The following is a 23,327-nucleotide window of genomic DNA, read 5'->3' as shown; positions in this document are numbered from 1 at the left end:
CCCACTTTTCGCTGGCGGCATTGGCCGCTTTATACCAGGAACGATTTTCACGAAAAATCTCGCAAACATCAGACGTATTCTGCGGCGGTGGTGTGCTGCAGCCGGTAAGCGTAGCGGCTAAGATTAGAGCCACTGAATTTTTAATATTTTTCTGGCTAAATTGAACTTTCTTCATCAGGCTGATTCTAACAGGGTGCAAGGATGCAAACCACGTTTTGTTTTCCCCCTGGATTCTCCTTTTAGCGGCTGCCACCCGGCAGCCGCTTTTTTATTCATTTAAGCGGTCAGCGGCAGTTATTTACATGCAGGAACTTCAGCAAAATAGTCTTGGATGTACTGATCGAAACTCATATTGTCTGCGGCTTCTATTTGTTGCTGCTGCTTCACCGACACTGCTACTGCCCTGGCAAAGTCTTCAGCAGTGTAAAACTGATAGTCCTCATTAAGCAGCTGGGCCCGGTACTGTCCCGCTTTTGCCAGCATAAAATGACTATTGTCCTGCTGGTTAGCCAACAACTGATTTAACAACCTGCCGGAAAATGTCTGGCCAGGATCTAGCAGACATAAATAATATTGTTTTAATGCCGCCTGATACTCAGTGCCCTGATAAGCGTCATCCAGCCAGCTGGCTATGGGCATCATCTCAGCAAATATCTGTTCTGCCCAATCCAGCATCAGTCTGTTGTTGCCGTCCTGAATAAGATCCAGATTAATCCGCCGACCATCCGTCACCACTTTTCGCAGATTCTGTTCGGTAATCGTTTGTTGCTCATCAGATAATGGCGGACTGTCATGCAATAAGCAGTAAAGCAGGAAAATATCCAGCAAGCGCATTTGTTCAGCCGTAATACCAACGGCACTAAAAGGATTCACATCCAGTGCCCTTACTTCAATATACTCAACGCCCCGTTTTGCCAGAGCACACGTTGGCCGCTCACCTGAGACAGTCGTTCGTTTCGGCCGGATAGTTGAATAAAATTCATTTTCAATCTGCAGCACATTACCGTTTAGTTGCTGATATTCGCCATTTTTCTTCACGCCAATATTACGATACTCAGCCGATGGCTGACTTACCGCGTTGTGCAGGCCTGCAATATATTCCGGTAAGCTGTTATAAGTGATGCTCAGGCTTGACTGGGCACTGTTGGTATATCCCAAATCACTCATCCGCAGTGATGTGGCGTAAGGCAGGTATAAAGTGCCTGTGCCAAGTTGCTGAAAAGTATAACGGGAACTGCGCCCGGCAAGAAATGACTGACACATCGCCGGGGAGGCCCCGAACAAGTAAACAATAAGCCAGGCAAAACGTTTGTAATTGCGGATAAGCGCCAGATACTGTTCTGAAATAAAATCCTGTAACGGGCTCTGATCACCAAGCTGTTGCTGATAAAGCAGCCAAAAGTTTTGGGGTAAAGAAAAGTTATAATGGACGCCGCTGATCGCCTGCATCATGCTGCCATAGCGATTGTGTAATCCTTTACGGTATAACGTTTTCATCCGGCCAACATTAGAACTACCATATTGCGCTAAAGGAATGCTGGTTTTTTCGTCAATAAAGCACGGCATGCTGGCCGGCCACAGGCCTTCATCAGCCAGTTGCCGGACAGTATAACGATGAATATCAGCCAGCTGGGCCAATGTCGTCTCAATACTGTCGCTGGCCGGTGTAATAAACTCAAGCAGCGATTCTGAAAAGTCAGTGGTAATCCACGGATGCGTCAGTGCCGCGCCCAGCGTCTTTGGATGGGGTGTCAGTGCCAGACTGCCGTCCTGATTAATTCGCAGAGTTTCGCGCTCAATACCCCGCTTTATCCCAACTATAGCCTTTTTATTTGTACCGGACGCCAGCGCATGCAGACGGTGTTGCAGGATATCAACCAAGTGGGACCCTTACTATTAAATTGTGCCAACCAACATGGGGTGACAATTTTAAAATCTCAAGCATAACTGCTAATTTACCGTGCTGAAGTCAATTCAACAATCACTTTGTCACCTGACTGCGTTCAATAACCTGAATGTACCGATGGGTTTGCTAAAGTCAACTTTGATACCCACAGGAACAGTCATCAGTTACAATAAAAAGCAGATGAGATCAGACGTTTAAATGAGCATTCTGGCTGATTTGAATACAGAAAAAATGCCGTTATGTGACCACAGTAACGGCATTTTTTTCAGAAGAGTTAGGATAAATGCCGGTCAGGGCCGTGGTTCATTATCTGGCTCATCAACTTTTACCGCGTCATTGCGCTCCTGTAATTCATCGGCAAAATCAGCATCATTAGTATCACCCACCACGTGCTCGAGCTTTAATTTACGTACACTTCTGATAGTGGTAACAGGTCCGGAACAGGCATAAATAAAGAATATGCCAAACAGCATTTCAGCCGGACGGGCAGCAATAACCACAAAAACCAGCAGTACACATAGTATCGCCAGAAATGACACCCGATCGCGCCAGTTAACGTCTTTAAAGGAGTGATAGCGAAAATTACTGACCATCAGCAAGCCGGTGACAATGGTTAATAACCCGACCAGATAGCCAATATTATCGCCGTCTATTTCATAAATAGAGCCTGTCCACACCATACCGGCAATAATAGCAGCGGCAGCCGGGCTGGCTAAGCCCTGGAAAAACCGGCCATCAGTCACGCTCAGGTTTGCATTAAATCGTGCCAGGCGCAGTGCGGCACAGGCCACGAATATAAAAGCCGCCAGCCAGCCAAATTTTCCTAAATCTGCCAGGCCCCAGTTGTAGGCGACCAGTGACGGTGCCACGCCAAAAGACAACATGTCTGACATACTGTCATATTGAGCACCGAATTCACTTTGAGTATTGGTCAGACGGGCAACCCGGCCATCCAGGCCGTCAAAAATCATCGCCACGAATATAGCCACCGCCGCGGCTTCAAACCGGCCGTTCATGGAAGATACAATTGCGAAAAAACCCGCAAACAAGCCACCGGTGGTCAGCAGATTCGGCAACAAGTAAATGCCTTTGCGCGGACTTGAATCTGTATTTTTTGAGTCTGTCATAACACGTCTTTTCTGATTAGCAATGGTTAGATTATAAGGGACTTACCTTAACATGGATAGGTAAAGGGAAAAACTTGCTGCTTTTTAAACTTCCGCTCTCATGGCAGTTGGCGAGCTGCGGCCAGTTTCTGAGCAATACACAGTCGCAGAGATAGGCAAACAGTGTCAGCCAGAGATAGCCTGACTGACACTGCTCTTTGCCATTTTACAGATTAACTGCTGATCACAAACTGCTCGCCGTTATGATCAACTTTGATCGTCGCACCGGGTAAAATACTGCCTTGCAGTAACGTCTGAGCCAACGGATTTTCCAGATGTTGCTGAATCGCCCGTTTCAGTGGTCTGGCACCAAATAACGGGTCAAAACCCACTGCGGCAAGTTTATCCAGCGCAGCCTCGCTGACATCAAGCTCCAACTGACGTTGTTGCAGCCGTTTTTCCAGCCGGCCAAGCTGAATACGGGCAATTTTCTTAATCTGGCTGGTATCCAGCGGATGAAACACCACCGCCTCATCTAACCGGTTTAAAAACTCTGGCCGGAATTGTTTGCTAAGCACTCCCATCAGCATGTCTTTCATTTGCTGGTAGCTATATTCCTGATAATGTTCCTGAATTAAATCAGAGCCCAGATTAGATGTCATAATAATCACACTGTTCTTAAAATCGACAGTGCGCCCCTGGCCATCGGTAAGCCGCCCATCATCCAGCACCTGCAGCAATATATTAAAGACATCGGGATGCGCTTTTTCTACCTCATCGAGCAGAATCACTGAGTAGGGTTTACGGCGCACCGCCTCAGTTAAATACCCGCCTTCTTCATAGCCAACGTAGCCTGGCGGAGCACCCACCAACCGTGATACTGCATGTTTTTCCATAAACTCTGACATATCAATCCGTACCATGGCATCCGGACTGTCAAATAAAAATTGTGCTAAGGATTTGGTCAGTTCAGTTTTACCGACCCCGGTAGGGCCCAGAAACAAAAAAGAACCAATCGGTTTGTTAGGATCAGCCAGGCCGGCACGCGAGCGACGTATTGCATTTGCCACTGCAGTAACAGCTTCATGCTGACCGACGACCGTACCATGCAAGGCATCTTCCATCCGTAGCAACTTATCGCGCTCACCTTCGAGCATTTTACTAACCGGTATCCCGGTCGCTTTGGACAATACGTCAGCTATTTCCTGCTCCGTAACTTTATGGCGCAGTAAGGTCATTTCCTGCATTTCAGCCTGACTGGCTAAATCAAGCCGTTTTTCAAGTTCAGGAATACGGCCGTACTGCAGCTCGGACATTCTTTGTAAGTCGCTGACCCGGCGGGCGACCTCCAGATCCAGCCGGGCCTGCTCCAGCTCAGCTTTGATATTCTGAGTACCTTGCAGTGCGGCTTTCTCTGATTCCCATACTTCGTCAAGCTCGTTGTAATTCTGCTCGAGCTCCTCGATCTGCTCCTGAATAATATCGCGACGCTTTTTACTGCCTTCATCTGACTCTTTTGCCAGCGCATTATCTTCCAGTTTCAGCTGAATAATCCGCCGCTCCAGCCGGTCAAGTTCTTCCGGTTTTGAGTCCATCTGCATCCGGATGCTGGAGGCCGCCTCGTCAATTAAATCGATTGCCTTGTCCGGTAACTGACGATCACTGACATAGCGATGCGACAAAGTGGCTGCCGCCACGATGGCCGGATCAGTAATTTCAACAGCATGGTGTAACTCATAGCGCTCTTTTAAGCCGCGCAAAATAGCAATGGTATCTTCAACGCTGGGCTCTTCTACCAATACCTTCTGAAAGCGCCGCTCCAGTGCCGCATCTTTTTCAATATATTTGCGATATTCATCTAAGGTGGTAGCGCCAAGACAATGCAGCTCCCCCCGGGCCAGTGCAGGTTTTAGCATATTGCCGGCATCCATCGCGCCTTCCGCTTTACCCGCCCCCACCATGGTATGAATTTCGTCAATAAACAGAATGACCTGGCCCTCTTCTTTGGCCAGTTCATTTAATACCGCTTTTAAACGCTCTTCAAATTCGCCACGATATTTAGCTCCTGCTAACAAAGCGCCCATATCCAGTGACAGAACCCGCTTGTTTTTCAGTCCCTCCGGCACTTCCTTATTAATTATCCGAAGCGCAAGTCCTTCGACAATAGCGGTTTTACCTACACCAGGCTCTCCGATCAGTACCGGGTTATTTTTGGTGCGCCGTTGCAGCACCTGAATACAGCGACGGATCTCTTCATCCCGGCCGATCACCGGATCAAGCTTGCCGGCTTCGGCCCGGGCGGTAAGATCGATAGTGTATTTGGTTAACGCCTGCCGGCTGTCTTCGGCATTGGGATCATCCACATTCTGACCATCACGGATATCATCAATAGCAGCATTGACTTTGTCTTTGGTAACGCCAAGCAACCGTAAAATATTACCTAATTCGGTTTTATCCTCAGTCGCGGCCAGCACAAACAGTTCACTGGAAATAAACTGATCTTTGCGCTTCTGGGCAAACTTATCGCATTGCTGCAGCAGCTGGGCAGTCGCGGTCGACAACTGCATATTGGTTCCCTCACCCTCGACCTGGGGCAAGCGTTCAATCGCCTTACTGACTTTAGACCGAAGTTCATTAAAATTTATGGCAAGTTTGTTCAGCAAATCGCGAACAGTCCCGCCTTCCTGATTTAACAGGGCAAACATCAGATGAACCGGCTCAATAAACTGTTGATCACGGCCCAGCGCCAATGACTGTGCATCGGCAATAGCCTCCTGAAATTTACTGGTAAATTTGTCTAAACGCATGCTTAGCTCCACATCATGTCACGTTGATGTGTAATAAGATTGGGCGATTATGAGCAAAGATCAAGCAACAAACGTCAAAAAATTGACTTGGATCAGAAAAATGCTATCAGCAGAGGTATTGATGGGCTATTCCAACCAAATGGCAGCAGCCATTCTGCCGGTCTGGCCATCACGCCGATAAGAGAAAAAATCAGCTGCCTGCCGGTAAGTACAATAATCTCCGCCATAAACAGCACTCAGCCCGGCGCGTGCCAGGCGCTGGCGGGCCAAAAGATATAAATCTGCCAGCCACTTTCCCTGTTTGGTGGCGATAAAAGCGTCGGCAGCTATTGATTGCTGCTGTGTAAACGCTTCGCGCACTTCGTTGCCCACTTCAAATGCACTCTGGCTGATAGCCGGTCCAAGCCACGCCAGACAGCTTGCTGGCTGGCTGAACTGCTGCAGCGTGTTTTCGATAATGCCATTACATAAGCCGCGCCAACCGGCATGCACTGCGGCAACTTCGGTTCCTGCCTGATTACAGATAAGTACCGGTAAACAATCTGCTGTCATCACTGTGCAGATAATTCCTGACTGTTGGCTAAAGCTGGCATCGGCATCACTGGCATCGTGATTATCTCCGGATAACCGGATGCAGCGGGTACTGTGGGTCTGATTAAGCCAGACGGGTTGGCCGGGCATCTGAGCCGCTGTCTGAAACAACTGGCGGTTACAGCTGACCAGCCGGGGATCATCCCCCACATGGCTGCCTAAATTCAAACTAGCATAAGACCCGACCGAACAGCCCCCGCTTCGGGTAGAGCAGACCGCTTTAACATTAACCGGTGCAGGCCAGGCGGGTATTAGCATTTCAGGCCTCGTCCATGCCGTGCAACTGGGTGTCAGCGCGCAATGCAGCGTTCAGCTCCACCAGATCTTCAGGTAATGGCGCATGCCATTCCAGAATTTCGCTGGTTATCGGATGAGCCAAACGTAACATAGCGGCATGCAGCGCCTGACGTTTAAAATTACGTAACATCACCAGCAAACTCTCAGCAGCTTTGCGGGGAGGCCGCGGTCTTCCACCGTATACCGGGTCGCCGACTAACGAGTGGTTTATAAAGGCCATGTGAACCCGGATCTGATGGGTGCGACCGGTCTCCAGCCGCAGCCGCAGACGGGTATGGCCACGATATTTTTCCATCACCCGGTAATGAGTCACTGCTGGCTTACCACCATCGATAACAGCCATTTGAGTCCGTTTGGTCTGATGACGGCCAATAGGCTGATTAACAAAACCACCACCGGTCATCTTGCCGTAGCAGATAGCTTCGTATTCACGGGTAATTTCCCGGGCCTGCATCGCTTCAACTAAATGGGTCTGCGCCGGAATTGTTTTTGCTACTACCATCAAGCCGGTGGTGTCTTTATCCAGCCGGTGAATAATACCGGCACGAGGGACTTCTGCAATTGCCGGACAATGGTGTAACAGCGCGTTAAGCAAGGTGCCATCAGCATTACCAGCGCCGGGATGTACGACCAGCCCGGCGGGTTTATTGATGATGAGAATATGTTCATCTTCATGCAATATATCCAGTGCTATTGGTTCTGCGTCAAAGCGTTGTTCCTCAATAATATCTGCGACAATATCAACCTGTTCGCCGCCCATCACCTTGAACTTTGGCAAATTCTGAACGCTCTGGTCCAGCTGCACAGCATCGGCGAGGATCCATTCTTTTATCCGGGAGCGCGAATAATCCGGGAACATTTCGGCTAAAGCCTGATCTAAGCGCTTACCATAAAAGTGGTCAGGGACGATTTGTGAAAGTTTTATCTGTTTTGTCATGACGGAAGCAGTTATCCTGTGTGCAACCCCAACTTATCTGGGGTAGAATCGCATTAGCAGTTATTTTAGCGATTTTACACCCGACTAGACAGCCATTTAGCCAAGTAGTTACGGATTTTTACATGAAAGCGAATTTTTTACTGATAGTTGTTGTTTCTATAGCGTTAAGCGCCTGTGCCGGAAAGCCTTCTCAGCCAGAGCCAAGTACCCAGACCGCCCAGGCAATGTATCAGCAGGCAAAAGAAGTACTGGATAATGGCTTGTACAACAGAGCGGTTGAATTATTGCAAGCCGTTGAGTCCCGTTACCCGTTTGGCCCGCTGGCCCGGCAGGTGCAGCTTGATTTAATTTATGCGTATTATAAAAGTGGTGATTTGCCACAGGCACTGGCCAGCATCGACCGTTTTATCCGGCTGAATCCTAATCAGCCAGACTTAGATTATGTTTACTACATGCGCGGTCTGACAAACTTAAAGGCTGATGAAAATGCGTTTCAGGAGTTTTTTGGCATTGACCGGGCAGATCGTGACTTAAGCAGTACCCGTCAGGCATTTGATGATTTTAAAATTCTGGTGACCAGCTACCCTGCCAGTAAATACAGTGCTGAAGCCAAAAAAAGAATGGTTCAGATTAAAGATACGCTGGCCCGCCATGAGTTGATGATCGCAGATTATTATATGCGCCGCGGCGCCTTTCTGGCAGCAGCTAACCGCGGTAAGTATGTCGTAGAATATTACCGCGATTCGCCGTATGTGGAACAGGCTCTGGAAATCATGGTGGAAAGCTACGATAAGCTTGGTCTGGAGAAACTGAAAAGCGATACCTATAAAGTGTTAAAACATAATTTCCCGGCAAACAGTCGTTTTTAATAAAAAGCCCCGCCTCGCGGGGCTTTTTTATTGCCGTAACAGACAACTGTTAAATAGCCTCCAGTGCTTCAGCCAGTTTTGTTACCGCTATCACTTCCATGCCATTAATCGGCTCTTTCGGTTGATTAGCCACCGGTACGATCGCCCGTTTAAAACCATGTTTTGCGGCTTCTTTCAAACGTTCAATGCCACTGGGTACTGGCCGGATTTCTCCGGCCAGGCCAACTTCACCAAATACCACTAAGTCATTAGGAAGAGGCTTGTCTCTGAAGCTGGATACCAGCGCCAGCAGCGTGGCCAAATCAGCGCTGGTTTCATTAACCTTAACCCCTCCTACCACATTAACAAAGACATCCTGATCGGCCATCTGAATACCGGCATGGCGATGCATGACGGCCAGCAACATCGAAATCCGGTTTTGCTCCATACCCAGCGTAACCCTGCGTGGATTATTCAACGGTGAATGATCAACCAACCCCTGAATTTCAACCAGTAATGGCCGGGTGCCTTCCCAAAGCACCATGACGATACTACCCGACTGATCTTCTTTACCACGGGTCAGAAATATCGCTGATGGATTTTTTACCTCTTTCATGCCCTGACCCGTCATGGCGAATACACCCAGCTCGTTTACCGGACCAAAACGGTTTTTATTGCCACGCAAAGTCCGGTATCGGCTGTCAGTATCGCCCTCCAGCATCACGGAGCAGTCAATACAGTGCTCCAGTACTTTTGGTCCGGCCAGCGAGCCGTCTTTAGTAACATGTCCCACCATAATTATGGCGATATTATATTGTTTGGCAAAACGGGTCAGAAACGCGGCACTTTCTCTTACCTGAGACACACTGCCGGGTGCAGACTGAATATCTGCCAGATGCATAACCTGAATTGAATCAATTACCATAATTCTTGGCTTTTCCTGCTGGGCCAGCAAACAAATAGTTTCTACATTTGTTTCTGCCAGCATATTCAGTTTAGTGCTGGGCAGCCCGAGCCGTTGCGCTCGCATTGCCACCTGCTGCAATGACTCTTCGCCGGTAACATACAGGGCACTGCCCTGCTCGGCTAAACCACACATTAACTGCAGCAACAAGGTACTTTTACCGGCGCCGGGTGCTCCGCCAATCAGAATGGCAGAACCAGGCACAATGCCTCCGCCCAGCACGCGGTCAAACTCGGCAAAACCAGAACTGAAACGAGGCACCTCCTCAAGGTCAACCTCATTCAGCCGCATGACTCTGGCCTGTGCCGCGCCAGCATAGCCTTGCCGGGTTCCTGCTGTTTTTACTGTTCCTAATCTGACTTCCGTAATACTGTTCCAGGCACCACATTCGGTACATTGTCCCTGCCAGCGCATAAAGTCGGCACCACACTCATTACAAACGTAAGCGGTTTTTACTTTTGCCATTGCTAAAAATCCTAATTTGAAAGAAAGGCACAGATATTGCTTTTCATTTTATAACCACGTAGCGTACTACGATTATAACCAGAAGACGCCTGAATTTTGGCATCTGAACATTGAAACTATGACTGCAGAAGACCTTAAAGATTATGTTGGCATCATTGAGCGCATGAAAAGCCTGATGAACTCTGCTGAATTCGATAAAGTTTTCAGTATGCTGACTTCAGATTTGCCAAAATCTAAACAATTTTTGCTGAAAATGGAATTAAAGCGTATGGCCCAGCCATGCGATTATTTTATTGATTTACGTGGCCATGTAGATGGCGAAGTTCGTCCTTATGTTTACCGGGGAAAAACCCATTATCTGGATGATAAGGCAATTCAGATTTTTGAAAATGGGCTTAAGCAATACGGCGGCTATACTTTGGGTGTCTACGAAGAAGTCATGAATGCCGATAATAACTTTCGGGTAATGCACAAAAAAGAAACAGCCCAACGGGTTAAATCGGTATTACAAAACAGTGAGCCTGATGCCAGTGCCGCTGCCGCTGCCGGACAGTCCGACCAACATGCCGCTAAATTAGTGACTTTCGGTCATTATGTAAACCGCACTGAAGAACGGATGAACTTTGGTATTGATGTTGAAGTTCAGGTAAATAACAGTCGCTTTGTTGCGACCACCAGTGATTTATCTATTTCAGGCTGTAAATTAAAGATCCCCAAAGGCAGAACCGCAGAACCCGGTGATGTCGTTACTATTAATTTTACTGCCCTCGAACAGGAATTCACCCTCGATACGCCCGGGGGGATACAATACTCTCTGGTGGAGATTGAACAGCAGGACAAAGTCAATTACTGGCGTCTGAAAAAACTGCCATCAGAACAGGATCAGGGCTTCAGCAGTTTTTTACAGAAATTTATTCACGGCAATAAACGACGCTATAAAATCAATTTAGATAACACCACCGATGCGGTAACAACAAAAGGATATGAGCAATTTTACCTGCCAAGGCTCACTGGTCTGCCGGTATATCTTGCTGTTAACGACGGCGTGGTAAGTCCGCGCTTTGCGCTGACGACAGATTACAATAAGTCAGTATGGCATTATTTCCTGGATGAACAGCAACGGTCAGTGCTGATAACTTTACTGGCGGTAAAACGCTTAAAAGCACTGCTTGCTCAGGCAGGGCCGGAGCGTTCAACTATTCTTTACTGCTTTACTCATGCAGCCAAAGGAAAGCTGTATTATTATTCAGCAACAGCCGATGAACTGCTGGCGGCACCGGAGCTAAGGGATACTTTTTTCGGCTTTGGTGCAGCCAAACCCAGCTGGCGGGTTTTTCATCTGAATCTGGTTAAAACCAGTGCTCAGCAAGCCATGGAAACTTTTACGCTGCCTGAAACCCCGTCAAGTTCAGATAGCCTGCCAGTCAAAACCGGTTTCACTCCCCTAGTGCAAGGCGCAATTAAAAATCTTCGTTATATTGCCGTTGTTACAGATATCAGCGCCAACAACGCTGCGGCTTATCAGCGATACCGCCATAACCCGGCGCTGTTAAGCCAGTTAAACCAGTTTGGTCATCGTAAACTGCCTCAGATCCCACCTTGTGAAGCTGTGCCTGTGCAGTATATTAATTTGCGGGCTGAATCACGGTACTTATATAAAACTACCGTGCAGCTGCACCAGAACGAGCAACAGGTAGCGGGATTCAGTCGGGATTTCTCCACTGGCGGCTTGCAGATAGAAACTGTCGCGCCGGTACATTACAAAAAAGGCGATATCGTCTATCTTGATTTGACTGATTTACAGAAAATCACCAGTAAACACCGGTTAACACAATTGCCCTATGAGATCATGGCAGTCAGTAAAAGTCATACTATTATCAATCTGCGGGCCTTGCCGACAGAAGATGGGCACACCGGCAAGCAATTCTTTCAGCAACTCATTCAGAATAACCGGGCCAAACTTACCCTGGCGGAAGAAACCCCTAAATACCCGGGACTGTCAGAAGCGCTGCGGAATATGTACTTAAAAGCGTTAAATAATTTTGCTTTTTATCTGCATCGCAAAGGGATCCGTTATGAGCTTAACGTTATTGCTCAGGGGGCGACCCCAAATGCGTTACACACCTTGTTGCTGCAATACAGTAAAAATGGCCAGCTTGATCTTGACCTGTTAGTGAAAAACAGTACTGCCAACCTGCAATTTGCCCAGCAACTTAAAGCGATGAAACGATTTGACCCGCCCAAAAGCTATGAGCTGTATATTAAGGCCCCTCGTCATTCAGCAACAAAAGACCAGGCTGCGGTGCTCGAGAGCTATTACGACTACGAATTCGATAACGCCAGCCAAAAACAAGAATTTATTAAAGCAGCGCTGCGTGATGCAACTTTGTTTGCATTTCGGTTATTTTTGTCACGCACGGGCAGGCCGGACACCGATTATATTGCCAGAGAACTGAATTACATCAGCGTTTATGCCATTCACCGGGCGAAAACTCTGGAAGAAGAACTCTGGAGTGTTGCCGGTGTTGGTGATGCGGTTGATATCAGTAAAGAGCTGGCCTGGCGTTATGGTATTGCCGAGCAGGCAGAGGACACTGCGCTTCGTCAGCATCAACGGGTAAGCAATCGCAGCCGTTAGCGCTGTTATTCTGGCCCACAATACTCCCCGGGCTCCGGTAAATTTACCAGCCACTGATTTAGCTGGATAAAATGATCTTCAGTGGCTTTGGGATGAGTAAGCATCGAAATATGGTCATAATCCTGCAAATACCCCTGGGCCCTGCCGAGCAACGTATATTTGCCGTGCTGCTGGGCCGTTTCTTTAATAAAATGCTGCACATCGGCCGGATGACCAAGCACGGTGTCGTTTACCGCAGCAAAATGCCAGCTGGGTGGCCAGGTGATACACTGACTGGCGGCGGCATAATCGAAGCCATCGGTCAGATCCGCAAAAGGCGCGCCATGTATCCAGTTAATTGTATCGGCTAAAAACTCGGTTGGTTCGTTGTCAGCGCCAAAGCGCCATTGCCTGGCCGGGATGAAGCCATATTTTTGGCCAAGCCAGGGAGCAAAACGGCTCCAGAGCCAGTCTATTTTAATTTTCCGTTCCAAGCTGCGCACACTGATCACCCGTTTGGTTCCAAAATATACTTTCGCGCGTACTTTGCTGATAAGTTCAGGGAAACGGGCCAAACATGCCGCTAACAGCACACCGCCCCATGAATGTGCGATCACGGTTAAAGGTTGCTGATGCTGTTGGTAAACAAATTCAATCAGTGCAGGAATATCCCGAGTAATAACCTGATGCTGACTTTGATTAAATCCGGTAGTCAGTGATGGCTGTGACAGCCCCCGACCGGCAAAATCGGCACAGTAACCGATAAACCCCTGATCAGCCAGGAAACAAGCTAACCCTTTGCCGGAATGACTATAAAAAATGCGGCCGTTCTCAATGGCACCATGTAAAAACAGCACCGGACTCAATGCGTTTTGCAGAGGAATTAAGCGCCGGACATGCAACTGGTAATGTTGCAGATCAACATACACTGAACTTTGCTGATGTTTCATGCCGGATCCAGTAAGTAAAGCAGTTGCAGTAAAGAGCCCTGGTTAATTCTGGCAGAGACCGCGGCCTGCACTTTAGGTTTGGCATGAAATGCCACACCCAGCGCTGCGGTTTTCAGCATGGGTAAGTCATTGGCACCATCACCAATAGCCACAGTCTGCGCTTGGGCAATGCCATGCTTTTCTGCAAGTTCGGTAACCACCCTTGCCTTAGTATTGGCATCAACTATTGCACCAATGACGTTACCGGTTAATACCCCATTTTCAATCTCGAGTACGTTCGCAAAAGTGGCCGTCAGCGCTAAACGTTTTTGCAGTGCATCAGTAAAATAAGTAAAGCCACCCGAGGCAATTGCAACCTGCCAGTGCTGTTGCTGTAAATAATGCACCAGCTCAGTTAAACCCGGCATTAATGGTAAACTTGCCAAAACCTGTTGTAATACGTCCTGTGGCGTCCCCCTTAGCGCCGCAACCCTTTCGGTTAAGCTGGCCGCAAAGTCCAGCTCACCGTTCATCGCCCGGGCGGTAACAGCCGCGACCTGCGCTCCTACTCCGGCAAGCGCCGCAATTTCATCAATACATTCGATACTGATGGCTGTCGAATCCATATCCATAACCAGCAAACCCGGCTCAGATAAGCAGACCGGCTGCAACAGATACACCAGCTCTATCTGTTGCTCAGACGCAAAGATATAGAGCTGTTGTTGCAATTCTGCCGATAACTTACTTACCGGCTCTATCAGCATAGCCACTGGCAATTGCGGATGAGGCTGCAATAAAGAGACCCGCAGCCCGTTGCTAACAGGAATAAACTGACACAGTTTGTAAAGCAAACTGCCGTCGATTGGTTTTCCAAACAGTCGGATTGAGCTTTGGCAAAGCGTAATATCACTCGTATTTACTGGTGCAGAGTCAGACAATTTATTGACAGGCACTGTCTGACTGAAACACAACTGGTTACCTTCTGCCCGCAGCCAGAGGTATGAATGCTCTGTCAGTAATGCAGTGATATCAGCAGCTGATAGCTGCGTTGGACTGACGGAAATTGAGAACGACAATGGGTAACCTATACTTGGAGTTAATACCATGGCATGCTAAGCGCATCCGGGCCAGCAGCTGTTATTTGTATACACAAAATATGCAAAACAATATCGCAATACCAAGCTCCACTTCAAGTTTTATTAAGCTGGTTCAGTTAGCTGTTGCAGTTGCAGGTATCTGGATTGTGTTAAATAGCTGGGTTCAAACCAGCCAGCATGGACAGGCCATTCTGCAGAGCCAGGCAGAGCAACTGATGCGGGAAAACCTGATTACCTTATCACAGGCGGCGGCATATCTGATTGAAAATGATCAGCTTGATGGCCTGGAGCAGCTGACCCGCAATATTGCCGCCAGCCCTTTTTTATATGATGTGGTTTTTTACGACAGTAATGGCGTACGAATCAGCTGGTCGGAAGCCAGCGCGGCAGCCAGGGTAATGTACGGTAAATTCGCCAGCCAACCTTTGGTACCCATGGTTCAGGAAATCCGTAATAACCAGCAACTACTTGGTTATATTAAAATAAGCCTGCAGCCAGATACCAAGCTGAACCCCAGTTTTGCCCGCTGGCAGCAATTAATGCAACGCCTGTTATTACTATTAGTCTTCAGCGGACTAATTGGTTATCTGCTGCAGCGCAGTTTTTCACGTTTCTCCAGGCAGGGCTTTCGCTTAACTAAGCCGTAGCGCCTGCTCGGTATTCTGCCACAGCGTTTCGGCAAGCTGCTCAGGATTTTCGCTGCGTAGCCGACAAAAGGCTTCGAATACTTTGGCCAAATGCGCAGGGGTATTAATCTCACCCTGCTCACCGGCAAGCGGCATAGAAGGCGCATCTGTCTCCAGTACAAAACTGCTTAATGGCAGTTTTTTTACGGTATTACAGGTTTTCTGTGCCCGTTCATAGGTAATAGTGCCGCCAATTCCCAGCTTAAAACCCAGATCCAGAAACGCTTCAGCCTGCTGCTGACTACCAGAGAACGCATGTAAAATACCGCCTTCAGAAAATTTCTGTCGTTTCAGCTCCGCCAGCAATTGCTGTTGGCTTTTCCGATGATGCAGAATAACCGGCTTAGCCTGCTGTTTCGCCACAGTGAGCTGCGCCTCAAATAACTGTTGCTGGCTGGCAAAGCTCTGTTCTGGCAGGGCAAAATCGAGGCCTATTTCACCGATGGCACAAACGGTATCAGCATGCTGTTCCATCAATACCGCAAGTGTATTTACGTCCGCCATACTGTGTTTAACAGCCCACCAGGGATGAATTCCCAGTGCGATATGCCACTCAGGTTGCTTAGCGTCCATTGTAAGCAACTCGGTCCAGGCGGCTTGTTCAACAGCCGGAATAAGAATAGCGGCAACACCAGCGTGCTGCGCCTGTTGCCAGTGCCGGCTTTGCGCTGTGGCCAGCTCGGGCAAATTTAGATGGCAGTGACTGTCAAATAATCTGTAAGAAGCGGTGGCTTTGTGTGTTAAGGACATAACCTTTCAATTTGCCATGGTTGGCTGTTATCGGTTTTACTGTACATGAAACGATCATGTAACCGGTGTTCCCCGCCCTGCCAGAACTCTATTTTATGAGGGCGCACTAAAAAGCCGCCCCAAAATGACGGCAGCGGAACCTCACCGTGCTGGAACTTATGTTTTATCTCAGCAAATTTCTGCAGCAAGGCCTGGCGGGTCGACACCGGCCGGCTTTGCTCTGACGCCCAGGCTGCCAGCTGGCTTTCTTTGGGCCGTGACACAAAGTATTTCATTACCTGGGAGCTCGATACCCGCTCAGCGGTACCATAAACAATAACCTGCCGCTCCAGGGGGTGCCAGGGAAAATGCAGACAGACCCTGGGATTTATACCAAGTTCAGTTGCTTTGCGACTGCCCAGATTGGTATAAAAAGTAAAACCATCATGATTAACGTCTTTTAAAAGCACCAGCCGCTGTGACGGCTGGCCTTGCTGATCGACAGTCGCCACACACATTGCAGTCGGGTCCGGCAACTCTGCCGCTATGGCATCTTGCAGCCACTGCTCAAACTGCGCTATCGGGTCTGGATTCAGCTTATCTGTATCCAGCCGATCTTTGGTGTAACTGCGGCGAATATCGTCAATTTTCATTACATACGCTCCATCACCTCAATACCCAGCAAATCCAGCCCCTGCTTCAGTACTTTGGACGTCAATATACTAAGCATTAAACGGCTGTCCCTGATTTCTGGTTCAACCCCCTCTTTCAGTACAGGGCAGGCTTCGTAAAAGCTCATAAACAAGCTGGCCAATTCATACAAATAATTACATAGCAGGTTAGGCTGAGCATCTTTTATCACCATCTGCAGTGTTTCTTCCAGCCGCAGTAACTTTACAGCCAGCTGCTTTTCCTGCACAGAATCAAGTAATATTTTCGCTGTAAAATCATCAGCTGCTTCTGCCTTTCGCAGGATGCTGCGCACCCGGGTATAAGCATACTGCAAATAAGGGGCCGTTGCGCCTTCAAAACTCAACATTGCATCCCAGCTGAAAATATAATCGCTGGTGCGATTCTTTGATAAGTCAGCAAATTTAACCGCGCCAATACCTACCTTATTAGCAATCTCCGCAATTTCCGCTGTGGTGAGATCTGTGGTCTTATCTGCTATAACAGCTTTAGCACGAACCACGGCTTCTTCAAGTAAATCTGCCAGTTTAACGGTGCCACCAGTGCGGGTTTTAAACGGCTTACCATCTTCACCCATCATGGTACCAAAGGGGCAGTGATCATACACTGTACTATCCCGCAGATAACCTGCTTTGCGCGACACCAATTCGACTTGTTTAAAATGCAGCGCCTGACGGGCATCGGTAAAAATAATGATCCGATCGGCCGATAACTGATGGCTTCTATACTGACAAGCTGCCAAATCAGTGGTGGAATATAAAAAGCCACCACCGGTTTTCTGAACAATAAAAGGTGACGGATTGCCTTCCTTGTCGGCCAACTCAGTTAAAAACACCACCAGTGCGCCCTGATCTTCTACTGCCAGCTTTTGCTGCTTTAAATCATCAACAATTCCTTGCAGCATACTGTTATAGGCACTTTCAGGCTTGATATCAGCATGTTTCAGGGTCACATTTAACTTCTGATAGACCTCGTCGCTATGTTTAACTGAGGTCTCGATAAACAGCTGCCAGAGTTTTTGACAGTGGCTGTCACCACTTTGTAGTTTTACCACATACTGACGTGATTTGTCGGCAAAGCCACTTTCATCATCAAACCGTTTTTTCGCTTCACGATAAAAGTCTTCCAGATCAGCCAACGCAACCTGCTCTAAATCAACCCCTGCCGCCAGCTTGTCTTCCAGATGGGCAATCAACATACCAAACTGGGTGCCCCAGTCGCCCATATGATTCTGGCGGATAACTTTATCTCCCCAGAACTCCAGCGTTCGCACCACGGCATCCCCGATAATAGTAGAGCGTAAATGACCAACATGCATCTCTTTGGCCAGATTAGGCGCCGAGTAATCAACCACAACTGTTTGGGGAGTTGCGTTAATACTGACTCCAAGTCGGGTATCTGCCGCTGCCTGCATTAACTGCGTTGCAAGCCAGTCGGCTTTCAGTGTCACATTGATAAAACCGGGTCCGGCAATCTCGGCTTTTTCCGCAATATCATCAAGTTCCAGTAATGCCAGCAGTTTGCCCGCCAATTCTCTGGGGTTAGTTTTTACTAACTTTGCCGCGCCCATAGCACCGTTTATCTGGTACTCACCAAATTCAGGCCGGGTGCTTTGGGTCACAGCCGGATTAGTTCCTTCTGGCAAACCCAACGCAGTAAAAGCGGCTAACGTTCTGTCGCTTAAAAGTTGCTTAATATTCATATTACCAGCCTGTTAATGTTCACGGGTTTTCTGGAAAGAAATCTTCGGATAGCGCTCTGTTGCCAGATTAAGGTTAACCATCGTTGGTGCAATATAAGTCAGGTTATCACCACCATCCAATGCCAGATTAGCGCTGGCTTTATTCTGAAATTCCTGCAATGCTTTACCATCATCGCTGTATACCCAGCGTGCTGTTGCCACGTTAACACTTTCATACTGGGCATCGACGTTATATTCAGATTTTAACCGGCTGACAACCACATCAAACTGCAGTATCCCCACAGCACCGACGATTAGATCATTGGTGTCCAGTGGCCGGAAAACCTGCACTGCGCCTTCTTCCGATAATTGCACCAGGCCTTTCAGTAACTGTTTCTGTTTTAACGGGTCGCGCAAACGGATCCGGCGGAATAACTCAGGAGCAAAGTTAGGAATACCGGTAAACTGCATATCCTCACCAGTGGTAAAGGTATCACCAATTTTAATGGTGCCATGATTATGTAAACCGATAATATCACCGGGATAGGCTTCATCAAGATGCTCGCGGTCACCGGCCAGAAAAGTCAGCGCCTGCGGGATCAGCACATCTTTACCAATCCGGACATGCCGTACCTTCATACCTTTCTCATATTTACCGGAAACAATCCGCAAAAATGCCACACGGTCTCGGTGTTTCGGGTCCATATTAGCCTGAATTTTAAAAACAAACCCACTAAAGCCACGCTCGGTTGGCGCTACCTCACGGCTGTTTGTGGCCCGCGATTGTGGTTTTGGTGCCCATTCAGTTAATCCGTCCAGCATATGGTCAACCCCAAAGTTACCGAGGGCTGTACCAAAAAATACCGGTGTTAACGCGCCTTTTAAAAAAAGCTGCTGATCAAATTGATGACTGGCTCCCTGAACCAGCTCCATCTCATCACGCAGTTGTGCCGCGTAGTAGCCTATCCGCTTATCTAATTCAGGATTATTCAGACCTTTAATAACATCCATATCCTGAATGGTATGGCCCATACCTGATTTATACAAAATAACTTCATCTCGCAGAATATGATAAACACCTTTAAACTCCTTGCCGGACCCAATGGGCCAGGTAATAGGAGCACAGTCGATTTTTAATACACTTTCCACTTCATCCAGCAAATCGACCGGGTCGCGAATATCACGATCCATTTTATTCATAAAAGTAATAATGGGCGTATCCCGCAGCCGGGTCACTTCCATCAGTTTAATGGTGCGGTCTTCAACACCCTTGGCGCCATCAATAACCATCAAACAGGAATCTACTGCGGTTAAAGTACGATACGTGTCTTCCGAGAAGTCTTCATGTCCCGGGGTATCGAGCAGATTGACCAGACAATCATTATAGGGGAACTGCATAACCGAGGTGGTCACAGAGATACCGCGCTCTTTTTCCATTTCCATCCAGTCCGATGTTGCGAACTGACCGGATTTTTTACCCTTGACCGTACCGGCTTTCTGAATCAGCTGGCCAAAAAGTAATACTTTTTCGGTAATGGTAGTTTTACCGGCGTCCGGGTGCGAAATGATCGCAAACGTACGTCTGCTGTCTATTTCATGCAGAAATTTATCTTTAGTCATGGTATCCAATATCAGTTAACAACCAGCACTCTGGCTGACAAAGTAGTAAAAATAACTGCCGGGGATTATAGCAGCATCGCTGGCGCTGGCACAGCGTGGGATTAATTAGAGAAACGCAGCGGCAAGCACATCATTATCGCATCTTCCTTACCGGTAGCGCTGCTGTAATAATCTGATCGGCGGCCCGCTTCAATAAAGCCATGCTTCTGATATAAATGAATTGCAGCCTGATTAGACGCTCTGACCTCCAGCCAGGCCTCAAGCGCTTTGCGTTGCTCCGATTGCCTAATAAAATGGCTAAGCAAGCTGCTACCCAGACCTTTGCCCTGCTGATCATTCCGGACACAGATATTAAATAACTGACTTTCGACAGTAATAAACTGACCGAAGTAAAAACCCAGTAACTGTTCATCAGCAAACAGGCCAAAGTTATAATAATGACTGCCAAAGCAAGATTTGAAGACACCCTCCGTCCACGGATAAGGGTTTGCCCGCGATTCTATTGCCAGTAGTGCCGGAATGTCAGTAACAGCCAGAGGTTTAATCAGCATCATCAACTAACTGCTGTTGCAGCAAGGCCCAGAGTTGTTGCTTTGCTGCAGGGTGTTGTAATGTGCTGAGGGTTGGCGTAAGCAATACGTTGCCGTTGTCGGTAAGCACGCATTGGCTGGCAGCTGGGTCGAGCAACCAGTCACTGATTACTGTTTGTGCCAGCAGTTGCCGGATATCACGGCTTAATAAGCTTTGTTCAGGATGCAATAACGTGGCAGCAGCCGAATCATGGCATTGTGCACCTGCAGCTGAGCCAGAATAAAAACATTCACGGCTCTGCAAAGGCTTTATATTGAGCTGACGAAGTAACTGAGCCTTGCTTGCTGATATATTCATAATCAAGAGAAGTGGCAGGGGCAGAGGGATTCGAACCCCCAACCATCGGTTTTGGAGACCGCTGTTCTACCAATTGGAACTATGCCCCTAGCGTTGGAGGCGCCATTATACAAAAGCGTGTTTAAAGGTAAAGCTAAAAAACACTTCTGGTTGTTCAAATGCATATAAAAGCAGCATCCAGTTGTCCGGAATCTTAGCCTAGCATAAGCCCGGTAGTCTGCCTACCGGGCTGCTGCCGCTTAATTCTTAGCTCGACTACCAGGGTCTTTATTATCTGTTTTGCTCTTGTCCTGCCGGTATTTATCAAACCAATACAGGATATAGGCCGTTTTAGCCATTAAGTTACTCGGCCGGCTGTAAATGGAGTGCGAGGCTTCGGGGATCCGGACCATAGCAGTATCAACGCCCAGCAAGTGCAGTGCCTGGTAAAACTGTTCCGTTTCCGAGATTGGCGTACGGTGATCTGCCTCTCCTGTCATCAACATAGTGGGCGTTTTAACATTGCCCACATAACTGATGGGCGAATATTTTAAATAATGCTCTGGGTCTTCCCATGGCATAGCAGGAAACCAGTACTGGCTGAAATAACTGTACATATCTGCATTTAATACAAAGCTAATCCAGTTAATCACTGGTTTTACCGATACAGCAGCGGCAAAACGGTCGGTATGACCCACTATCCAGGCTGTTAAAGCACCGCCGCCACTGCCGCCGGTAACAAATAACTGCTTTTCATCAATAAAGCCCTTAGCAATTACTGCATCAACGCCGTCCATCAGATCGTTATAATCCTGGCTGGGGTAATTATGATGAATTAAGTTTGCGAAATCTTCACCGTAACTGGTGCTGCCACGCGGGTTGGTATAAAGCACAACATAGCCCTTAGCCGCCATTAACTGTAATTCCATGGCAAAATGCGGGCCATAAGCAGTATGTGGACCACCATGGATCTCCAGAATGAGCGGATATTGTTTTGCCGGGTCAAAATCTGGTGGATAAACAATCCAGCCCTGTAACTTTCGCTGATCTACCGATGAGCTATACCAAAATTCTTCTACTTTACCAATGTCCCGGGCAAAAAGCAGATCAGCATTGAGATCAGTTAATAGCTGCTTTTTGCCTTTATTAATTACCGCAAGCTCAGCGGGTTGCTCTGCACTCATTCTGGTATAGGCAACAAGGCCACTACTCGCTGCGGCAAACTGACCACCACTGTAAGGCCGCCCATATGAGCCACCGCCCAAATCCTCAGTAATAACGCGGCGTTTACCAGTTAAGGCTTGTTCACCCAGGATACCTTTACCTTCATTATCATAAGAGATATACAAGGCTTTGCTGTTAGATAGCCACTGAAAATCATCGATAGAGCGGTCCAGATCTTCAGTCAAATTACGGATATTAGTGCCATCAGTATTCATCACATACAAACGATTGGCCTGGTGGGCCAGTTTCCGATCGTCAAAACCAACATAGGCTATTTGTTTACCATCTGGCGATAATAACGGGTTGCTGTCCGGGCCGTTACGATCAGTCAGTTGGCTTAGCTTACGGTCGTCCAGCGTAAGCTTAAAAAGCTCACTGTTAAGCGGCTTTGACTGCCAGTCAGGATGACGATTTGCTGAAAAGTAGACCGCTTTACTGTCTTTAGCCCAACTAATGTTACCCGTATGATTAAAATCACCATCAGTTAACTGAATGGCTGAACCGCCAGATGAGGGCATAATATAAATATGCCGGAAACCGGATTTAGTATACCCCGCACCATCAACCCGATATTGTTTACTGTCAATATAGACCGCAGCTTTGGCCCAATCAGCATTTTCTGGTTTACCTGGCAGGCTAACCGGTGATTTAGCAGGCTTTGGCGTAAACATCGTAAAGGCCAGCCAGTTACCATCAGGTGACCAGCTTAAATTGGCAGGCGGCTGGGTTAATTGTCCTAGTTGTGATGTCCGGCCTGAATCCAGCCACTTAATATGAATTTGGCCATTGGCAATAAACGCCAACCGCTTATTATCCGGTGCCCAGCGCGGAGAATAGGCATTAATATCTTTATCTGTTAACGGCTCAAGCAGCTTACCATCGGCAGAACTTAACCATAATGTCATCCGCCGGCGGTCGGTTTGCTTATCCATCCAGTTACGAACAAATACTATCTTTTCACCAGTACTGTTCGGCTGAGGATCCGACACAAACTCAAGTTCAAACACATCTTCATATTGCAGCGGCTTAGCGGCAACACTAAAGCCAGAAAAGCTGAATAGCAGCGCTGTTGTCAAACACAGAGAGCTTGTTAGCTTAGTTAAACTCATCTGAATATCCATTCGTTGAAAATTATCAGATGATACTAACCTATTTTTGCAACCAGGTGAAAGGGTTGCGCTTAAGCGGGCAAAGACAGAGATAAGCTGGCGGAGCTGGCCTTCCAACGGTGTACTACGTCGCATGGGTTCGCCCTACTCTCGCATG

The 23,327-nt window shown here is 47.9% G+C and carries 18 protein-coding genes, 1 tRNA gene and 1 pseudogene; 3 read left to right on the top strand and 17 right to left on the bottom strand.

All coding sequences use genetic code 11. The features are described 5' to 3' along the window. The 6 genes and pseudogenes from R3177_RS04860 to rluD all read right to left on the bottom strand — a co-directional run. Positions 1 to 253: pseudogene (locus R3177_RS04860) on the bottom strand (hypothetical protein); the annotation flags it as partial. A 41-nt stretch (positions 254 to 294) separates the two neighbouring features. Continuing rightward, entirely contained in the window at positions 295 to 1,881 is a 1,587-nt protein-coding gene (gshA, locus tag R3177_RS04855; RefSeq protein ID WP_318969910.1) for a glutamate--cysteine ligase, read from the bottom strand. Positions 1,882 to 2,196: 315 nt separating this feature from the next. Continuing rightward, positions 2,197 to 3,033, bottom strand: a complete 837-nt coding sequence (gene pssA / locus R3177_RS04850; protein WP_318969909.1) for a CDP-diacylglycerol--serine O-phosphatidyltransferase — start codon at positions 3,031 to 3,033, stop codon at positions 2,197 to 2,199. 212 nt (positions 3,034 to 3,245) lie between these two features. After that, the gene (clpB, locus tag R3177_RS04845) at positions 3,246 to 5,819 is read right to left on the bottom strand and encodes an ATP-dependent chaperone ClpB (RefSeq protein WP_318969908.1); all 2,574 of its coding nucleotides are present in this window, start codon (positions 5,817 to 5,819) and stop codon (positions 3,246 to 3,248) included. 126 nt (positions 5,820 to 5,945) lie between these two features. Continuing rightward, positions 5,946 to 6,668, bottom strand: coding sequence for a peptidoglycan editing factor PgeF (pgeF, locus tag R3177_RS04840; RefSeq protein ID WP_318969907.1), 723 nt, complete (start codon positions 6,666 to 6,668; stop codon positions 5,946 to 5,948). A 1-nt stretch (position 6,669) separates the two neighbouring features. Then, on the bottom strand, positions 6,670 to 7,644 hold the full coding sequence (gene rluD, locus R3177_RS04835; protein ID WP_318969906.1) for a 23S rRNA pseudouridine(1911/1915/1917) synthase RluD: 975 nt from the start codon (positions 7,642 to 7,644) through the stop codon (positions 6,670 to 6,672). A 122-nt stretch (positions 7,645 to 7,766) separates the two neighbouring features. On the opposite strand from rluD, the gene R3177_RS04830 reads away from it, so the two are divergent. Beyond that, on the top strand, positions 7,767 to 8,513 hold the full coding sequence (locus R3177_RS04830) for an outer membrane protein assembly factor BamD (RefSeq protein ID WP_318969905.1): 747 nt from the start codon (positions 7,767 to 7,769) through the stop codon (positions 8,511 to 8,513). Positions 8,514 to 8,562: 49 nt separating this feature from the next. On the opposite strand, the gene radA is transcribed toward R3177_RS04830, so the two are convergent. Then, a complete protein-coding gene (radA, locus tag R3177_RS04825) occupies positions 8,563 to 9,921 on the bottom strand; it encodes a DNA repair protein RadA (RefSeq protein ID WP_318969904.1) in 1,359 nt (452 codons plus the stop codon). Positions 9,922 to 10,039: 118 nt separating this feature from the next. Here radA and R3177_RS04820 point away from each other — a divergent pair, with 118 nt between their 5' ends. Beyond that, a complete protein-coding gene (locus tag R3177_RS04820) occupies positions 10,040 to 12,559 on the top strand; it encodes a PilZ domain-containing protein (RefSeq protein ID WP_318969903.1) in 2,520 nt (839 codons plus the stop codon). A gap of 5 nt (positions 12,560 to 12,564) precedes the next feature. Here R3177_RS04820 and R3177_RS04815 read toward each other — a convergent pair whose 3' ends face one another. Both R3177_RS04815 and serB read right to left on the bottom strand, forming a co-directional pair. After that, entirely contained in the window at positions 12,565 to 13,488 is a 924-nt protein-coding gene (locus R3177_RS04815; RefSeq protein WP_318969902.1) for an alpha/beta fold hydrolase, read from the bottom strand. Continuing rightward, positions 13,485 to 14,573: a phosphoserine phosphatase SerB gene (serB, locus tag R3177_RS04810; protein ID WP_318969901.1), complete on the bottom strand. Its 1,089-nt coding sequence runs from the start codon at positions 14,571 to 14,573 to the stop codon at positions 13,485 to 13,487. The genes R3177_RS04815 and serB overlap by 4 nt, the downstream gene beginning before the upstream one ends. Before the next feature lie 35 nt (positions 14,574 to 14,608). On the opposite strand from serB, the gene R3177_RS04805 reads away from it, so the two are divergent. Further along, positions 14,609 to 15,211 carry an AhpA/YtjB family protein gene (locus R3177_RS04805; RefSeq protein WP_318969900.1) on the top strand — a complete coding sequence of 201 codons (603 nt, stop codon included), beginning with the start codon at positions 14,609 to 14,611 and terminating at the stop codon, positions 15,209 to 15,211. On the opposite strand, the gene R3177_RS04800 is transcribed toward R3177_RS04805, so the two are convergent. The 8 genes from R3177_RS04800 to R3177_RS04765 all read right to left on the bottom strand — a co-directional run bounded on the left by R3177_RS04800 (position 15,197) and on the right by R3177_RS04765 (position 23,170). Next, the gene (locus tag R3177_RS04800) at positions 15,197 to 16,000 is read right to left on the bottom strand and encodes a TatD family hydrolase (protein WP_318969899.1); all 804 of its coding nucleotides are present in this window, start codon (positions 15,998 to 16,000) and stop codon (positions 15,197 to 15,199) included. The two genes, R3177_RS04805 and R3177_RS04800, sit on opposite strands and share 15 nt — an antisense overlap. Next, on the bottom strand, positions 15,991 to 16,632 hold the full coding sequence (gene pdxH / locus R3177_RS04795) for a pyridoxamine 5'-phosphate oxidase (protein WP_318969898.1): 642 nt from the start codon (positions 16,630 to 16,632) through the stop codon (positions 15,991 to 15,993). Before pdxH ends, R3177_RS04800 begins: the two co-directional genes overlap by 10 nt. Further along, positions 16,632 to 18,371, bottom strand: a complete 1,740-nt coding sequence (gene argS / locus R3177_RS04790) for an arginine--tRNA ligase (RefSeq protein ID WP_318969897.1) — start codon at positions 18,369 to 18,371, stop codon at positions 16,632 to 16,634. Before argS ends, pdxH begins: the two co-directional genes overlap by 1 nt. Positions 18,372 to 18,383: 12 nt before the next feature. Beyond that, a complete protein-coding gene (gene prfC / locus R3177_RS04785; protein ID WP_318969896.1) occupies positions 18,384 to 19,970 on the bottom strand; it encodes a peptide chain release factor 3 in 1,587 nt (528 codons plus the stop codon). Between the two features lie 101 nt (positions 19,971 to 20,071). Continuing rightward, the gene (gene rimI / locus R3177_RS04780) at positions 20,072 to 20,524 is read right to left on the bottom strand and encodes a ribosomal protein S18-alanine N-acetyltransferase (RefSeq protein ID WP_318969895.1); all 453 of its coding nucleotides are present in this window, start codon (positions 20,522 to 20,524) and stop codon (positions 20,072 to 20,074) included. Then, positions 20,511 to 20,858 carry a hypothetical protein gene (locus tag R3177_RS04775; protein WP_318969894.1) on the bottom strand — a complete coding sequence of 116 codons (348 nt, stop codon included), beginning with the start codon at positions 20,856 to 20,858 and terminating at the stop codon, positions 20,511 to 20,513. The genes rimI and R3177_RS04775 overlap by 14 nt, the downstream gene beginning before the upstream one ends. 12 nt (positions 20,859 to 20,870) lie before the next feature. Next, positions 20,871 to 20,947 (bottom strand) — tRNA-Trp (locus R3177_RS04770). Positions 20,948 to 21,097: 150 nt separating this feature from the next. Beyond that, on the bottom strand, positions 21,098 to 23,170 hold the full coding sequence (locus tag R3177_RS04765) for a S9 family peptidase (RefSeq protein ID WP_318969893.1): 2,073 nt from the start codon (positions 23,168 to 23,170) through the stop codon (positions 21,098 to 21,100). Positions 23,171 to 23,327: the final 157 nt, after the last annotated feature.

This window comes from Arsukibacterium sp. (assembly GCF_033722355.1).
GTDB lineage: Bacteria > Pseudomonadota > Gammaproteobacteria > Enterobacterales > Alteromonadaceae > Alishewanella.
This window is presented reverse-complemented; position numbering and strand designations above follow the sequence as displayed.

Excerpts from the sequence above, each read along its gene's own strand:
- R3177_RS04815 (WP_318969902.1), bottom strand. The coding sequence starts at position 13,488 with ATGAAACATCAGCAAAGTTCAGTGTATGTTGATCTGCAACATTACCAG.
- R3177_RS04820 (WP_318969903.1), top strand. The coding sequence starts at position 10,040 with ATGACTGCAGAAGACCTTAAAGATTATGTTGGCATCATTGAGCGCATG.
- prfC (WP_318969896.1), bottom strand. The coding sequence starts at position 19,970 with ATGACTAAAGATAAATTTCTGCATGAAATAGACAGCAGACGTACGTTT.
- R3177_RS04765 (WP_318969893.1), bottom strand. The coding sequence starts at position 23,170 with ATGAGTTTAACTAAGCTAACAAGCTCTCTGTGTTTGACAACAGCGCTG.
- pgeF (WP_318969907.1), bottom strand. The coding sequence starts at position 6,668 with ATGCTAATACCCGCCTGGCCTGCACCGGTTAATGTTAAAGCGGTCTGC.
- rluD (WP_318969906.1), bottom strand. The coding sequence starts at position 7,644 with ATGACAAAACAGATAAAACTTTCACAAATCGTCCCTGACCACTTTTAT.
- pssA (WP_318969909.1), bottom strand. The coding sequence starts at position 3,033 with ATGACAGACTCAAAAAATACAGATTCAAGTCCGCGCAAAGGCATTTAC.
- R3177_RS04800 (WP_318969899.1), bottom strand. The coding sequence starts at position 16,000 with ATGTCCTTAACACACAAAGCCACCGCTTCTTACAGATTATTTGACAGT.
- R3177_RS04775 (WP_318969894.1), bottom strand. The coding sequence starts at position 20,858 with ATGAATATATCAGCAAGCAAGGCTCAGTTACTTCGTCAGCTCAATATA.
- serB (WP_318969901.1), bottom strand. The coding sequence starts at position 14,573 with ATGGTATTAACTCCAAGTATAGGTTACCCATTGTCGTTCTCAATTTCC.
- pdxH (WP_318969898.1), bottom strand. The coding sequence starts at position 16,632 with ATGAAAATTGACGATATTCGCCGCAGTTACACCAAAGATCGGCTGGAT.
- radA (WP_318969904.1), bottom strand. The coding sequence starts at position 9,921 with ATGGCAAAAGTAAAAACCGCTTACGTTTGTAATGAGTGTGGTGCCGAC.
- R3177_RS04830 (WP_318969905.1), top strand. The coding sequence starts at position 7,767 with ATGAAAGCGAATTTTTTACTGATAGTTGTTGTTTCTATAGCGTTAAGC.
- clpB (WP_318969908.1), bottom strand. The coding sequence starts at position 5,819 with ATGCGTTTAGACAAATTTACCAGTAAATTTCAGGAGGCTATTGCCGAT.
- argS (WP_318969897.1), bottom strand. The coding sequence starts at position 18,371 with ATGAATATTAAGCAACTTTTAAGCGACAGAACGTTAGCCGCTTTTACT.
- rimI (WP_318969895.1), bottom strand. The coding sequence starts at position 20,524 with ATGATGCTGATTAAACCTCTGGCTGTTACTGACATTCCGGCACTACTG.